Genomic DNA, 14,885 nt, shown 5'->3' with positions numbered 1-14,885 from the left:
GCCGTCGCCTCCCTCAGAACGCCTGGCCGATGGAAATATAGATCTGCACGATATCGTCGCTGTCGCGCTTGCCCGAGACCGGCGTCGCCACGTCGAGGCGCAGCGGCCCGATGGGCGAGCGATAGCGCAGCCCAAGGCCGGCGCCGATGAAGAGATCGGCACCGAAGTCGGGCAGGCTGTCGTCATAGACGCTGCCGACGTCGACGAAGGGTACGACGCCGATGCTTTCGGTCACGCGCCAGCGCAATTCCACGGCGCCGGTCAGCATCGATTTGCCGCCCTGGGGATCGCCGTCGACGCCGAGCGGGCCGGCCGCCTGATAGGCGAAGCCCCGCACCGAATTGCCGCCGCCGGCATAGAATCGCTTGTCCGCCGGCAGCGACAGGGTGGAGCCGCCGAAGGTGGCGCCGAGGGCCGCACGCAGTGCCAGCACGTAATCCTCGGCATCGTCGAGGGGCAGATAGGTGGAACCGCTGGCCTGGCCGACGATGAAGGTGCCCGCCGTCCCCGCGAGGTCGTAATAGGGTGTCAGGGCGAAGGTCAGGCGATGGCCGTTGGTCGGATCCAGGGCATCGTTGGAGGTATCGTTGCGCGCCACCACGGGCAGTCCGAACAGGGTGTAGTTCTCGGTCTTGCCGTTGTCGTCGATCGCGCTCTGCTCGAAGGTCAGGCCGCCCGAAAAGAACCATTGCGGCGAATAGCGCCATTCGAGGCCGCCGCCGATCAGAAGGCTGTCGCGGTCGTAGGCGTCGAGTTCCTCCTGCGCCGCCTCGGCCTGGAACACGAGATCGACGCCGTTCCATTCGAAATCCGGCTTCTTCGCCTTGGCCGCCAGGGAATAGCCGGTCATCGCCACATCGGCGGTCACGCGCAGCGATTCGCGCCCGCCCAGCAGGTTGCGGTGTTCCCAGAAGGCGCGCACGCCCGCGCCCTCGCTGGTCGAATAGCGGATGCCGCCGCCGATGGTGCGCGGCGGCGATTCCGTCAGGCGGATCAGGACCGGGGCCACCGTCCCGCCCGCCGGCGGGCGTTCGAGGTCGATGTTCACGCCGCGCAGCAGGCCGGTGGCGACGAAGGCCTGGCGCGTCTCCTCGACCTTGTCGATGTCGACGATCTCGCCCTCCTCCCAGCGGATCAGGGCGCGCGCCGGCTTGTCCTTCAGGCGCTCCAGCCCCTCGAAGCGGACCGGGCCGAAGGTGACGCGGGGACCGTAGTCGATGGCCCAGGTCACGTTCACCACGCCGGCGTCGCGGTCCAGCACGACATCGCGGTGATCGACCCGGGCGAAGGGCCGGCCCTGGCGGCCGAGATAGGAGAGGATCGTGCCTTCGCTGTCCAGCACGGGCTGCGCCTCGTAGGGCTGGCCTTCCTTCAGCGCCATGAGGAGGGGCGGCGGCGACAGCCCGGGGCCGAGGGCGACGCCGCCCGGATCGGTCATGCGGATGGTGCCGACGTCATAGCGCGGACCGGCCGTCACCTTGACGGCGACGGGCACGGGCTCCGCCTCCTCGTCGGTCTCGACCTCGATCCTGGCATCGAAATAGCCATAGGCGTTCAGGACCTGGCGGATCCGTTCGAGATCGCCCCGGATGCGGTTGCGCAGCGCCGTGCGGCTGGGCGGCGGCTCGTCCTTGCGGGCGATCAGCTCGCTCGTCTCCTCGAACAGGTTGCGGGTGGTCTCGTCCGGCATGCCGGTCAGGGAGAAGGCATAGGGCGTCCGCGCCAGCGCGATGCCGGGCTGGCCGAGCAGCAGAAGCACCAGCCCGACGAGCATTCCCCAATTCCATCGACCCCGCACATTCCCCCCTGACCGCAAGTTCCGCCGTTCCCGCACTTCAAAGCCGACCCGCATTCCGCTAGCGTCCCACCATCATGAATTCAGACACCCATTCGGAGCCCCGCGCCCCGGACTCCCCGACCCCCATCGGCCTCTACCGGCTGGCGTGGCCGTTCCTTCGCCATCTTGACCCGGAAACCGCCCATGGTCTCGCCCTCGGCATGCTCCGGCGCGGTCTTTTTCCCTCATGCGGCGAAAAAGATCCTCAATCCCTCGCGGTCGCGGCCATGGGGATCGCCTTCGCCAATCCGATCGGTCTGGCCGCGGGCTTCGACAAGAACGCCGTCGCCGCGCGCCATCTCCGCCGCCTCGGCTTCGGCTTCGCGGAAGTGGGCGGCGTCACGCCCAAGCCCCAGCCGGGCAATCCTCGCCCAAGGCTGTTTCGGCTTGATGGCGATTTCGCGGCGATCAACCGCATGGGCTTCAACAACGAAGGCGAAATCGCGGTCGCCGCGCGGGTGCGCGCGGCGCGGCGGCCGGGCTTTCCGCTGGGGGTCAACCTCGCCAGCAATACGTCGTCCGACGCCCCGGCCGAGGATTTCGTGCGCCTCGTGCAGACTTTCGCGCCCATCGCCGACTACCTCACCGTGGATGTCTCCTGTCCGAACACGAAGAACGGGCGCATGTTCCAGGATCCCGGGCGGCTCGACGATCTGCTGCGCCGCCTGCTCGACGTGCGGGGCGGCTGCAGGACGCCGATGCTGGTCAAGCTGGCCTCCGACCTGACGGAGGCGGAGGCGCTGGCGATCGCGGCGGTGACGCTGCGCCACGGTCTCGCCGGCCTCGTCGTCGCCAACACGAGCGCGGCGCGCCCGACCAGCCTGACCGACCTGAAGCAGATCGAACGCGGCGGCCTGTCGGGCCGGCCGGTCTTTCCCGCCTCGACCGCGCTGCTGGCCGCGATCCGCCGCGAATCGGGGCCGGAGGCGGTGCTCGTCGGGGTCGGCGGCGTCTTCACCGGGGCGGACGCCTACGCCAAGATCCGCGCCGGCGCCAATCTGATCCAGCTCTATACCGGCATGGTGTTTCGAGGCCCCGCCATCGCCCGCGCCATCAAGCGCGAATTGGCCGATCTGCTGGCCAGGGACGGTTTCGCCAGCGTGGCGGATGCTGTGGGCGACGGCAGCAAGGCTTGATCGGCCAGTTCGCGCTTGACTAAGTTGCACGAAATACCACCCTTCACCCATTGGATGAAGGCAATGGTGATGGGATGCGTAACTGCAATCGGTTCGTGGTCTTGATGCTGGCCGTCCTCGGCCTTGCCTCCTGCGCCACGGAAACCTCGCCATCGGCGGCTCCCCCGGGCGACACAGCCACCAACAAGGCACCGGCCAGCGCGCCCCTCGCCGACAATCTGATCGCCGCCACCGCCGGCGGCACGGCGGCATTCCGCAGCGACGAGAATGGCAACGTCGTCCATATCCAGAGCGGCATGACGTGCCCACCGACGAATGCCGCAGGCAACGTCGCGCTGGAAAGGCTCTTCATCTTCCCGAACAGCCCGCCCGGTGATGACGTCGGTTGCGACTATGTGATGGCACCGACCGAGGACTTGCCGGGTGGCCGGGTCTCCCTTTACGCCACTCGAAACCGAGGCATGTCTGCGGCCGACTATCTGGCAGCCTCGGTCGGACAGATCGTCGCGTTCCACGGTACCGCGCAATCGAGCAAGGTCCCGGTTCTCACGGTCAAGGGCCTGGGTCCGATCGAGGGCCAGGGCTTTGTCATCGCCATGAATGGCCAGCGCATGAAAAGCGGTGTCTGGGTCACGGTCGTCGGCGATTGGCTGGTGAAAATCCGTGCGACCTATCCGCTGATAGACAGCGCCGACAACCCGGCAATGGCGATCCGTGCGGACGTCATTGCTGCGATGTGGATCGTGCAGCCTGCATTTTCGATCCAGAAAGCCGCGCAAGATTGATCGCCGCTGGCCGGACTCAGCCGCCGGTGACGGTGCCTAGCATGGCTGTTTCGCGCTCATGATACTCGCTGAATAACTACGCATGGAGTGGGGCAAATGAAGATTCTCCGAGGCCGTATGGTCGCGATCGCCGCCGCAATGGCGCTGGCCTCCTGCGCCGCCAATGGTCAGTCGACATCTGGCGCGCCAACCAACAATTCGAAGAATGAAACCTCCGCGGCCGCATTCGCCCAAGCCATGATCGACAAGATCGAGAATGGGAATCTCGTTTTCGAAATCAGCGGCAAAGACTCGGTGCGGCATATTCAAAGCGGCATGATCTGTTCTTTTGCTAAGGCACCACCGAGATCGGCTCTGACACGACTGGAAATTTCACGGGATATGCCAATCGGCGACGGCGTCAGCTGCTATTACAAGATTTTGGACATCGTGAATCTGGCCATCGAAGTCAGCCGGAAACCGGGGCAAGATTCGGCAAAAATAATCGCGGACATGAAAAAGGATATCCTGGAAAGCTACACAGGCATCAAGCCTGTCGAATATCAATCTTTGAACAATAATCGCCTAGGCCCCGTCGAGGTAGCGGCCTTCATATTGCCGCGCGACGACGGCGATATAAAGACGATCCTATCAACGACAATGGTTGGAGGCTGGTCAATCGAGGTGGTCGCGGCTTTTCGTCTTGCGGATAGCGCGGATCCCCCGGAATTGATCATGGCGCAGAGGATGGGCGAAACCATCGCCGCGCTTTGGATTCTGCCAGCAGCGGTCTCCGTTCTCGAGGCCAGCCAGCATTGATTCCCCCTCACATCGCCGTGAGTTCGCCGCCCTTCCAGACGTAGTAGACGACGCCCGGACGGGCGAGGTCGCCGTTGGCGTCGAAGGCGATTTCGCCGAGCACCGTGGTGAAGCGGTTGACGCGGATGGTGGCGGCAAGGCGCTTGCCGTCGATCGCGGCCGTCGGGTTGGGCTTCACCACGGGGCGCAGCGCCGCCGACAGGACCTCGGCCGCCGCGAAGGCGTTCATGGCGTAACCCGACGGGTCCAGGCCGAGAGCGGTCATCTTCTCGACCGCCTTGGCGGCGCCCGGATAGGTCAGGGGATTGCGCGCGAAGGTGATGATGGCGCCATCCGCCGCCTTGCCCGCGGCCTCGGCGAAATCGGCGCTGGCGAGCGCGTCCGGACCGACGATCGAAGCCGTGACCCCGCCCTGGCGGAGCGCCTTCACCACCTGACCGGCGGCGGCGGGGGCCGCGACGACGAAGACCACGCCGGCGCCCGAGGCCTTCACCTTGGCCGCCGCCGACTTGGCCGAGAGGTCCGAGCCGAGCGTGAGGTCGACCGCCGGTGCCGGCAGTTCGAGCTTGGCGAGGGCGGCGGTGAAGGCATGGACCAATTGCTGGCCGTAGACCGAGGCGTCGCGCACCACCGCGACCTTCTTGCCCGCCATGCTCTGCTTCACGAGGGCGGCGGTGATGATGCCCTGATAGTCGTCGCGCCAGACCGTGCGGAACACCATGCCGCCGCCGGGCGGCGCATCGGCTGTCAGGCGCGGATCGGTGGAGCCGGGCGTGATCATGACGACATCGGCCGGGCCATAGACGGCGGCGGCCGCGCGGCTGGCGGCGGAACAGAAATGGCCGATCACGGCGGTGACGCCCGCGTCGACCAGATCCGCCGCCGCCTTGGCCGCACCGCCGGCCGTGCAGCCATCGTCGGCGGTGACCAGCCTGACCGGACGGCCTTCGATGCCGCCGTTGGTGTTGATCACCTTGATGGCGAATTCCGTGCCGGTCTTCATCTGCTGGCCGAAGGCCGCCTGCGACCCGGTCAGGGGGGCGGCGAGGCCGAGCACGATTTCGGGCAGGGCACTGGCCGTCTCGCCGGCCGCGGTCGGATCCGGGGCCCGGTCGCCCCGGGTCCAGAACCAGGCGACGGCGGCACCGAACGCGATGATGGCCACCAGTCCCAGCAACAGCTTGCGCATACCCCTGCCCCTTCCCGAGCATTCCACCCGCCGACGCTAAGGGGCGTCACGATTCGGCGCAACCGCCACTGCCCCCAAGAGCGCGGCGAACCTGGTTTACCGGACGCGACGGCGGCCCTTTCGCCCTTCTTCCCGCGAGCGCGGGGATGGGGCAAGGGCCGAAACACCGGCGCCGAAACGAAAGAGGCCCGGCCGTTACCGGCCGGGCCTCCGATCGCGCGGATGGCAGGGATTACTTCTGTTCGGCGTAATTGCCGTTCGACCATTCGTACATGACGTATTCCGGATCCTTCACGTCGCCCTTGGCGTCGAAGCCGAGGGTGCCGAGCACGGTCGGGAAGGAACCGGCGCGAACCGCTTCGGCCACCTTTTCGGTGTCGGTGCCGCCGGCCGTCTTCACCGCCTCGGCCCAGACCTGGATCGCGGCATAGGTGTAGAGGGTGTAGCCCTCGGGGTCATAGCCGCCGGCCTTGAATTCCTCGACCACGCTGGCTGCTTCCGCCTTGTTGCGCGGATCGGGGGCGAAGGTGAAGAGGAAGCCTTCGCCGGCCTCGCCGGTGATCGACCACAGTTCGGCGGTGTTCTGGGCATCGCCCGAGATGAAGGTCGCCTCGAGGCCCTGTTCCGCCGCCTGGCGGATGATCAGGCCGGCCTCGGTGTGATAGCCGCCGATATAGACGACTTCGATGCCTTCCGACTTCATCTTGGAGACGAGGGCCGAGAAGTCCTTGTCGCCCTGGGTATAGGCTTCATACATGGCGGGCGCGGCGCCGCCGGCCTCGAGGCCCTTCATGGTCTCGTCGGCCAGGCCCTTGCCGTAGGCCGACTTGTCGTGAAGGATCGCGACCTTCTTGCCGGGGAACTTGTCCATGATGTACTTGGACGCGGTGGCGCCCTGGTAATCGTCGCGGCCGCAGGTGCGGAAGACGTTGATCCAGCCCTTTTCCGCCGCTTCGTCGGTCAGCGCCGGATTGGTCGAGGCCGGCGACATCATCAGCACGTCGCTGTCGGCATAGACCGCCGAGGCCGGGATCGACGACGACGAGCAGAAGTGGCCGGCGACGAATACGACGCCCTTGTTGACGAGGTCATTGGCGACCGCGACCGCCTGCTTCGGGTCGCAGGCATCGTCACCCACCTCGAGCTTCAGCATTTCGCCGTTCACGCCGCCGGCGGCGTTGATGTCCTTGATCGCCTGTTCGGCGCCACGCTTCATCTGTTCGCCGAAAGCCGCGTATTGGCCGGTCATCGGACCCGCGGTCGCGATGGTGATGTCGGCGTGCGCGGCACCCGCGACGCCGAGGCCGGCAAGCAGGGCAACGGCGGCGAGCCCGGATTTCAGCTGCTTCATGCGATCCTCCGATATTCTCCCCCCACGGTCCCGCCGCCGGAATGGCGGCCAAGTGACGTGTGGCAGGGCAAGAGCCTAGACACAACGGCACGGCCCGGCAACGGGCCGATGCCGGATTCGAACGCTATTCCGGGGCCCTCTCGCGCCAGGCGAGGGGGCCCGCCGCTTCGTAGAGCCAGGGATATTGCCGCACCATCTTGGCCGCCAGGGTCAGCCGGTGGCCGAGCAGCGCATAGGCGGACAGGATCAGCCCGTCGAGCACGTAACCCTGGAGTGACCAGAGGTGCCCCGAGAACAGACCCCAATGCAGGAAACGGTCGAACAGGGCGACGCCGAAGCCGGCCGCGACCGCCATCCAGGCCGGACGCCAGCCCTCGGCGACGGCCTGACCGGCAAGGAAGCTGCAGCCGCCGAAGATGACCAGGGTCAGGCCGATGAAGGGGCCGAGGGTGGTGTCGAAGACCGCTTCCATCGCTCAATGCCCCCCTTCGAGATAGGCGGCGCGCACTTCCTCGTTGCCAAGGAGTTCGGCCGAGGTTCCGCTCATCTGCACCTTGCCGCCGGCCAGCACATAGGCCCGGTGGGCGAGCTTCAGGGCGTGGAAGGCGTTCTGTTCGACCAGGAACACGGTCATGCCCTGTTCGGCGTTGATCTCGCGGATCACCTGGAAGATCTGGCGCACGATGATCGGGGCGAGGCCGAGCGACGGCTCGTCGAGAAGCAGCAGCCGGGGCCGGCTCATCAGGGCGCGGGCGATCGCCAGCATCTGCTGTTCGCCGCCCGACAGCGTGCCGCCGCGCTGGTTCTGGCGCTCCTTCAGGCGCGGGAACATGGTGAAGGCGCGCTCCAGATCCTGGTCGAAGTGGGCGGGGTCGGTGACCACCGCGCCCATGCGCAGGTTTTCGAGCACGGTCATGCGCGGGAAGATGCGCCGCCCCTCCGGGCTTTGCGCGATGCCGAGACGCATGATGTGGTGCGTGGTCATGCCGGTGATGTCGCGGCCCTCGAAGATCACGCGCCCCGCGCTCGGCTTCGGCTTGCCGCACATGGACATCAAGAGTGTCGACTTGCCGGCGCCGTTGGCGCCGATCAGGGTGACGATCTCGCCCTCGTGGATCTCGACGTCGACGCCCTTCAGGGCCTCGATCGCGCCATAGGACGCGCGCAGCCCCTCGATCTTCAGCATGGGGGCGGTCATTCGACGACTCCTTCGGCCAGGGCCTCGGTCGTGTCGTCCTCGCCCAGGTAGGCGCGGATGACGTCCGGGTTCGCCTTGATCTCCGCCGGCGAGCCTTCGGCGATCTTCTTGCCGTAGTCGAGCACGACGATGTGGTCGGAGATGCCCATGACCACGCTCATGTCGTGCTCGATCAGCAGGATGCCGGCGCCGTAGTCGTTGCGGATCATCAGCAGCAGGGTGTTCAGCTCCGCCGATTCACGCGGGTTCAGGCCCGCCGCCGGCTCGTCGAGGCAGAGCAGCGCCGGGTCGGTGCACATGGCGCGCGCGATCTCCAGCCGGCGCTGATCGCCATAGGGCAGCGAGCCCGCCGGCTCGTCCGACCGGGGCAGGAGGCCGGTGCGGTCCAGCCAGAAGCGCGCCTTTTCGACCGCGTCGCGTTCCGCCGCGCGATAGGACGGCCAGCCGACGAGGCCGAGCAGGCTGTAGCCGCTGGCCAGCATCAGCTTGTTGTGCTGGGCGACCAGCAGGTTCTCCAGCACCGACATGCCGGCGAACAGCCGGATGTTCTGGAAGGTGCGCGCGACGCCGGCCGATTTGGTGATGCGGAAATCGTCGAGCCGTTCGAGGAGGTAGCTGTGGCCGGATTTGGCGTCGGTCAGGGTCAGGCGGCCGACGGTTGGCTTGTAGAAGCCGGTCAGGCAGTTGAAGACCGTGGTCTTGCCGGCGCCATTCGGTCCGATCACCGCCGTGATGCGGCCCGCCTCCGCCTCGAAGGAGACGTCGTTGATGGCGACGAGGCCGCCGAAGCGCATGGTCAGATGTTCGACCTTGAGGAGCGGCGCGGTCATGCGGCGGCCCCCTTCTTCAGCACGCTCTTGCGACCGTGGAGCAGCACCGTCGGGTCGCGATGGGCCAGGAGCCCGCGCGGGCGCCAGACCATGATCATGACCATGCCGAGACCGAAGACCAGCATGCGGTATTCCGCCAGGCCCCGGAAGGCCTCGGTCAGGCCGATGATCAGGATCGCGGCCAGCGCCACGCCCAATTGGCTGCCCATGCCGCCGAGCACGACGATCGCCAGGATCATCGCGGACTCGAGGAAGGTGAAGCTCTCGGGCGAGACGAAGCTCTGGGTCGTCGCGAAGAAGGAGCCGGCGAAGCCCGCGAACATGGCGCCGATGGCGAAGGCCGTCAGCTTGGTGTTGGTCGGATTGATGCCGAGCGCGCGGCACGCGATCTCGTCCTCGCGCAGCGCCTCCCAGGCCCGTCCGACCGGCAGGCGGCGGATGCGGATGGTGAAGAAGTTCACGACCAGCGCCAGCACCAGGATCAGATAGAAGAAGAACACCGCCCGGTGCAGCGGCGAGAAGTCGAGCCCGAAGAGCTGGTGGAACGTCACCTCGCCCTCCGGCGCGCGGCGCGCGAAGGGATAGCCGAAGAAGGTGAGCCGCGGGATCGAGCCGATGCCGTTCGGCCCCCCCGAGAAACTGGTCCAGTTCAGCAATACGATGCGAATGATCTCGCCGAAGCCGAGGGTCACGATGGCGAGATAGTCGCCGCGCAAGCGCAGCACCGGAAAGCCCAGCAGGATGCCGAAACTCGCCGCCAGCGCGCCGGCGATGGGCAGCGCGCCCCAGAAGCCGAAGCCGAAATCCTTGGACAGGATCGAATAGGTATAGGCGCCGACCGCGTAGAAGGCGACGTAGCCGAGATCGAGCAGCCCGGCGAGGCCGACCACGATGTTGAGCCCCCAGGCCAGCATCATGTAGGTCATGACCCGGATCGCCGTATCCATGATGTAGGAATTGGCGAAGGGCATCATGGGCAGCAGCACGGCGGCCGCCAGCATGGCGAAGCCGAGGCCCCGGGTGACGAGGCGGCGCAGGCGTTCCGCCTTGGCGTCCTCCTCGTCCGGGGCGCGGAGGACGGCCTGGGTCCGGCGCTCCTTCAACTGGCCGGCGATACCCCGGACGACCAGGGCGATGCCGGCCGCGACCGCCAGTACCTTCAGGAGTTCCGCCGGCCAGGGCAGCAGGAAGCCGGCGACCATGAGAAGCGCGCCGACGCCATAGGCGGGCAGCGCCAGGCCCCGTTCGCCGAGCGCGAGGCCGAAGCGCCCGAAGAAGACGATGACGATGCCCAGCGCCACTTCGGTGAAACGCATGTCGACCGTCAGCCGGCCGCCGGCATCGACCGTCTGCAGGCCGACGATGGGCCCGGTCAGCGCCATGGCGACCAGGGCGACGAGCACCGCGTCCTTGAGCGCGGCGAGGACCGGCGGCAGCGGGGCGGCCGGCGCGACGACGCTATTCGCAACGGCCATGGTCACACCTTCTCGATCTCGGGGCGGCCGAGAAGGCCGCTGGGCCGGAACAGGAGCACCAGGACGAGAATGGTGAAGGCCGCCACGTCCTTGTATTCGACGGAGAAATAGGCCGACCACAGCGCTTCGATCAGGCCGATCAGCAAGCCCCCGAGCACCGCCCCGGGCAGGGAGCCGATGCCGCCCAGCACCGCCGCCGTGAAGGCTTTGATGCCGGCGAGGAAGCCGATGTAGAAGTCGATCACGCCGTAATAGAGAGTGACCATCATGCCCGCGACGGCGGCGAGCGCGGCGCCCATGACGAAGGTCATGGAGATGGTGCGGTCGACGTCGATCCCGATGAGCGAGGCCATGGTGCGGTCCTGTTCGCAGGCGCGCTGGGCCCGGCCGAGGCTGGTCTGGGTGATGAGATAGGTGAAGCCCACCATCAGGACGATGGTCAGCACGATGATGAAGAGCTGGAGATAGGACAGGGTGACCGTGAAGCCCGAGGAACTGGTCATCAGTTCGAAGCCGCCGCGGATCACCGGCGGGATCGGCTTCGGGCGCGCGCCTTGCGAAATCTGCACGTAGTTCTGCAGGAAGATCGAGACGCCGATGGCCGAGATCAGCGGCGCCAGCCGGAACGAGCCGCGCAGCGGGCGATAGGCGACGCGTTCCACCGACCAGCCGTAGAGCGCGGTGATCGCCATCGACGCCAGCAGCACCATGAACAGCGCCAGCGGCACCCAGGTGACGCCGAGCAGCCCCATGACGATGATGCCGATGAGCGAGGTGAAGGCACCGATCATATAGACCTCGCCATGGGCGAAGTTGATCATGCCGATGATGCCGTAGACCATCGTGTAGCCGATGGCGATGAGGGCATAGACGGATCCGAGGGTGACGCCGTTGATCACCTGCTGAACCAGGTATTCCAAGGCTCAGCCCTCCGCCACTGACACGATGCGGGCCCCGCGACCCCGGATACAGTCGGGACCATGGGAGCGAATGGGGGGCCGTCGCCGGCCCGACGTCTTGCAAGACCTCAAATTCCAACCCCCAGCCCGATGGATTCGCTGGCCCGAAGGACTCGCCGGGCCGCGTTTCGCGAAAACGTTAGCCTCCATCGCAGGGCGCCGCAACGTGCCAGCGGATTGAATCGACACAATCCGCCGACGCGACCGGCGGTCAGCCCCCCAGATCAGCCGGGCCCGGCGATGCGCGCGATGATTTCCGCCAGGGTGTCGATCGCCTGTTCGCGGGTCATGCCGGGCAGGGGATTCAGGATGCTGTCCAGCACCGCCGAGCGGACCATGGCGGTCAGTATGAAACTGGCGACATGGGGGTGGGTGAACGGCTTCTCCGCCAGGGTGCGCATGTAGATCTGGCTGGCGAGCAGCAGCAGGCGCCCGCGCAGATTGGCGATCGCCGGCAGGTCGCGCAGGAAGGGGATCTCGTAGGTCAGGGCGCGCACCAGGGCGGCGCGGCGGTCGATGGCGTCGTAGACCACGGCCGCGATGCGCCGGTTGTCGGTGGGTCCCGCCAGCAGGCCCGTGCTGAAATCCGCCAGCACGTCGTCGACCACCCGCTCCACCACCTGGGCCACCACCGCCTCCTTGCCCGGGAAATATTGGTAGACCGAACCGATGCTGACCCCTGCCCGCTCGGCGATGTGATTGGTGGTCAGCGCGCCATAGCCGGTCTCGGCGAGAAGTTGAGCGGTGGCTTCGAGAACCGCTTCCACCGTGGCCCGGGAGCGGCCCTGGCCGGGACGCTTTTTCATGTTCAGATCAAAGGCTTGGGTCATAGGCGGCGCCCTCTTCTGCCAACGCGGAGCCATGTAAGTAGATGTGAATAATTGCTCATATACAATTCGGGAAACAACAGGAAAGCGGAGGACACGGTGACGATCGACGGATTGGCGGATTCCCGGACGGTGCCGGCGCGCTGGCGCGATCCGGACCATGACCCGGCGCCCTGGACCCTGCATCTGACCCGGCATTTCGGCCCACCCTCGGCCGATCCCGCGCGCCGCGCGGCGGTGCGCGCCGGCCTCGCGAAGGGCGATCCCCTGGCGGACGCTCTGGTCGCATGGATGGCGGGCAAGGGCGACGATGGGGCCAAGGGCAAGGGCTGGCGCCTGTTCGACAAGGCGCTGCGCGAAGGGATCGGGGCGATCGACGCCCCGGCCCCGGCGCTCGCCGCCTTCTTCGCCCAGATCGACCGGCGGCCCGACTGGGTGCGGGACGATCTCCTGCGTCTCGGCTGTCAGGTGGCGCTGTCGACCGGGCCCCTGCTTCGCTATGCGCTCGGCTCCGGCACCCTGATGGTCGGCTATTGCTCGAGCGCGATCGCCCGCGTCCTGGTGATGACCGGGGCACTCAGCGGGCGCACCTACAAGCGCCTGGAAGAGACAGGAAAATTCGCCGTCGACATTTTCGCCTCCGGCACCGTCGGGCGCTTCTCGGACGGTTTCGCCGCCGCCGTCCGGGTGCGGGTGATGCATGCCATGGTGCGCCGCGCCCTGACCGGCGATCCGCGCTGGCGCGCCGCCGACTGGGGCACGCCCATCAACCAGGCCGACATGTCGGCCACGGCGCTCGCCTTCTCGCTGGGCATGATCGGGCCTCTGATCGACATCGGCCTGACCCTGTCCCCTTCGGAGAAGGAGGGGGTGGTCCACCTGTGGCGCTATGTCGGTTACATCATGGGGGTGGAGGAAGCCCTGCTGCCGGACAGTTTCGCCCAGGCCTCGAGCCTGTTCAGCCTGCTCGTCCGCTCGCAGCCGGATGCCGACGACGACAGCCGGGCGCTTTCCAATGCCCTCCTGGGGGCGGGTCGGGAGGCCTTGAAGGATGTGCCCGGCCGGTTGGGGCGGGCCCTGGCCGATCTTGATGCCGCGTCCTACGCCGGTTTCTCGCGCCATATCATCGGCAAGGCGGCGGCCGACACGCTGGGTATTCCGGACAGTGGTTGGCGGCTGTTGCCCCGGGCGGCGCGCCCGGCGATCGCGGCCTTCAACGGCGCGCGGCGGGTGCCCATGGTCCGGGCCGGCGCGGCCCGTCTGCGCCTCGTCATGCTGCAGGCCCAGATCCGCAAGGCGTTCCGCGACCGCAAACCGCCGTTCGAGACGGGCGAAGGCAGCCCGCTCGAGGGGAAGAGCCGGGCTGCCTGACACCCCCGTCGAAACGGGGCGCCACCGCCGGGTATGGTCCCCCGGCGGTGGCTATCGCCGTCAGTGGAGCTTGCCCATCCACTCGGCGACTTCGTGCTCGGCTTCCCGCATGGTCTTGCCGTAGCGTTCCTGGATCCGGCCGATCAGGCGTTCCTGCTGGCCCTCGAGGGACTTCAGGTCGTCGTCGGTGAGATCGCCCCACCGCTCCTTCACCTGGCCGCGGATCTGCTTCCAATTGCCTTTCACGATGTCCCAGTTCATGGCGGGGCTCCTCAGTTCAGTTCCACCTCGGGCATCGCTTCGAGCTGATCGCGGGTCGCCGCGACGACGACGCGATATTCGCCGTCCTCGACCGGAGTGACGGTCAGATCGGCCAGGGCGATCGCGACTTCCTTGTCGCCGACGCCCAGAAAACCGCCGACCGAGACGATGGCGGCGCTGAAGGTATTGTTCTCGCCGATCACGAGATCGGTGACTTCACCCACCTCGTCGCCCGCGACATTGGTTACTTCGGTGCCGATCAGGTCGCCGGCGCGGAGCGCCGCGCCGATATGCACCGGATCGGCCGTCACCGAGGCTTCGGCACCGGCGGGCGGCACGGTGGCCTCGGGCGCGGTGGCCGGCGACATGGTCTCGGCGGCAATGGCGGGAACGGTGGCGCCGGCCAGAAGGGTGGTCAGCACGGCGGCGGTCATGGTCTTGTTCATCTTCGTCTCCTCTCTAGGTCATCTTCCGCAAGACAATGAAGCCAGTCCGAATATCGATGTATTCGTGTTCGAAACTTGGCGAAATGCGGTGAAATCGTGACCAGGTTTGATGACGATACGTGATCACACGTCGATCACGCTGAACCAACGACACCCCGTTGGATTTGTTCCGAGAAAAATTCCAGGAAATTTCATCGGGAATTCGGCGGGCCGAATGGGCGATTTTACGCTATCACTTCGGGAGGTGACTTGGCACGCGTGGCGGCGGGGGGCAGACAGCAGCCCTGCCCCCATGTGAATTGACAAACCACGGCGTTTCGATCATGTTCCCGCATCTTCGACGGATTTGTGTATCCGCCGCGCCTACGGGCGTCCGCCGGTCAGCGAGGTTTCGCCCACCGGCGCCCTTGGTGTTTGTGCAA

General features: G+C 66.9%; 15 protein-coding genes. 4 read left to right on the top strand and 11 right to left on the bottom strand.

Annotated features, from left to right (window positions below):
* Positions 1-13: 13 nt before the first annotated feature.
* Positions 14-1,774 carry an autotransporter assembly complex protein TamA gene (locus L2U69_RS09875; protein WP_236106639.1) on the bottom strand — a complete coding sequence of 587 codons (1,761 nt, stop codon included), beginning with the start codon at positions 1,772-1,774 and terminating at the stop codon, positions 14-16.
* A 98-nt stretch (positions 1,775-1,872) separates the two neighbouring features.
* Between L2U69_RS09875 and L2U69_RS09870 the strand changes: the two genes are divergently transcribed.
* The 3 genes from L2U69_RS09870 (at position 1,873) to L2U69_RS09860 (ending at position 4,556) form a co-directional block, all read left to right on the top strand.
* Positions 1,873-2,973, top strand: a complete 1,101-nt coding sequence (locus tag L2U69_RS09870; RefSeq protein ID WP_236106638.1) for a quinone-dependent dihydroorotate dehydrogenase — start codon at positions 1,873-1,875, stop codon at positions 2,971-2,973.
* A 104-nt stretch (positions 2,974-3,077) separates the two neighbouring features.
* Positions 3,078-3,758, top strand: coding sequence for a hypothetical protein (locus L2U69_RS09865; RefSeq protein WP_236106637.1), 681 nt, complete (start codon positions 3,078-3,080; stop codon positions 3,756-3,758).
* A gap of 117 nt (positions 3,759-3,875) precedes the next feature.
* Positions 3,876-4,556 (top strand): hypothetical protein, encoded by a 681-nt coding sequence (locus L2U69_RS09860; RefSeq protein WP_236106636.1) that lies wholly within the window; start codon positions 3,876-3,878, stop codon positions 4,554-4,556.
* A gap of 7 nt (positions 4,557-4,563) precedes the next feature.
* Here the strand turns inward: L2U69_RS09860 and L2U69_RS09855 are convergent, their stop codons facing one another.
* The 8 genes from L2U69_RS09855 to L2U69_RS09820 form a co-directional block, all read right to left on the bottom strand.
* A complete protein-coding gene (locus tag L2U69_RS09855) occupies positions 4,564-5,745 on the bottom strand; it encodes a branched-chain amino acid ABC transporter substrate-binding protein (RefSeq protein ID WP_236106635.1) in 1,182 nt (393 codons plus the stop codon).
* Positions 5,746-5,977: 232 nt separating this feature from the next.
* Positions 5,978-7,096: a branched-chain amino acid ABC transporter substrate-binding protein gene (locus L2U69_RS09850; protein WP_236106634.1), complete on the bottom strand. Its 1,119-nt coding sequence runs from the start codon at positions 7,094-7,096 to the stop codon at positions 5,978-5,980.
* A 124-nt stretch (positions 7,097-7,220) separates the two neighbouring features.
* Positions 7,221-7,568 (bottom strand): DUF6867 family protein, encoded by a 348-nt coding sequence (locus L2U69_RS09845; protein ID WP_236106633.1) that lies wholly within the window; start codon positions 7,566-7,568, stop codon positions 7,221-7,223.
* Between the two features lie 3 nt (positions 7,569-7,571).
* Positions 7,572-8,282, bottom strand: a complete 711-nt coding sequence (locus L2U69_RS09840; protein ID WP_236106891.1) for an ABC transporter ATP-binding protein — start codon at positions 8,280-8,282, stop codon at positions 7,572-7,574.
* An 8-nt stretch (positions 8,283-8,290) separates the two neighbouring features.
* Positions 8,291-9,124, bottom strand: coding sequence for an ABC transporter ATP-binding protein (locus tag L2U69_RS09835; RefSeq protein ID WP_236106632.1), 834 nt, complete (start codon positions 9,122-9,124; stop codon positions 8,291-8,293).
* Positions 9,121-10,599 (bottom strand): high-affinity branched-chain amino acid ABC transporter permease LivM, encoded by a 1,479-nt coding sequence (gene livM / locus L2U69_RS09830; RefSeq protein WP_236106631.1) that lies wholly within the window; start codon positions 10,597-10,599, stop codon positions 9,121-9,123. Before livM ends, L2U69_RS09835 begins: the two co-directional genes overlap by 4 nt.
* A 2-nt stretch (positions 10,600-10,601) precedes the next feature.
* On the bottom strand, positions 10,602-11,519 hold the full coding sequence (locus tag L2U69_RS09825) for an ABC transporter permease subunit (RefSeq protein WP_236106630.1): 918 nt from the start codon (positions 11,517-11,519) through the stop codon (positions 10,602-10,604).
* Between the two features lie 263 nt (positions 11,520-11,782).
* Positions 11,783-12,364: a TetR/AcrR family transcriptional regulator gene (locus tag L2U69_RS09820; RefSeq protein ID WP_236106629.1), complete on the bottom strand. Its 582-nt coding sequence runs from the start codon at positions 12,362-12,364 to the stop codon at positions 11,783-11,785.
* A 120-nt stretch (positions 12,365-12,484) separates the two neighbouring features.
* Here L2U69_RS09820 and L2U69_RS09815 point away from each other — a divergent pair, with 120 nt between their 5' ends.
* A complete protein-coding gene (locus L2U69_RS09815; protein WP_236106628.1) occupies positions 12,485-13,756 on the top strand; it encodes an oxygenase MpaB family protein in 1,272 nt (423 codons plus the stop codon).
* Positions 13,757-13,816: 60 nt separating this feature from the next.
* On the opposite strand, the gene L2U69_RS09810 is transcribed toward L2U69_RS09815, so the two are convergent.
* The gene (locus L2U69_RS09810) at positions 13,817-14,017 is read right to left on the bottom strand and encodes a CsbD family protein (protein ID WP_236106627.1); all 201 of its coding nucleotides are present in this window, start codon (positions 14,015-14,017) and stop codon (positions 13,817-13,819) included.
* Between the two features lie 11 nt (positions 14,018-14,028).
* Positions 14,029-14,463 carry a PRC-barrel domain-containing protein gene (locus L2U69_RS09805; RefSeq protein WP_236106626.1) on the bottom strand — a complete coding sequence of 145 codons (435 nt, stop codon included), beginning with the start codon at positions 14,461-14,463 and terminating at the stop codon, positions 14,029-14,031.
* Positions 14,464-14,885 lie beyond the last annotated feature (422 nt).

It is taken from the genome of Zavarzinia marina, assembly GCF_021568905.1.
Lineage (GTDB): Bacteria > Pseudomonadota > Alphaproteobacteria > Zavarziniales > Zavarziniaceae > Zavarzinia > Zavarzinia marina.
This window is presented reverse-complemented; position numbering and strand designations above follow the sequence as displayed.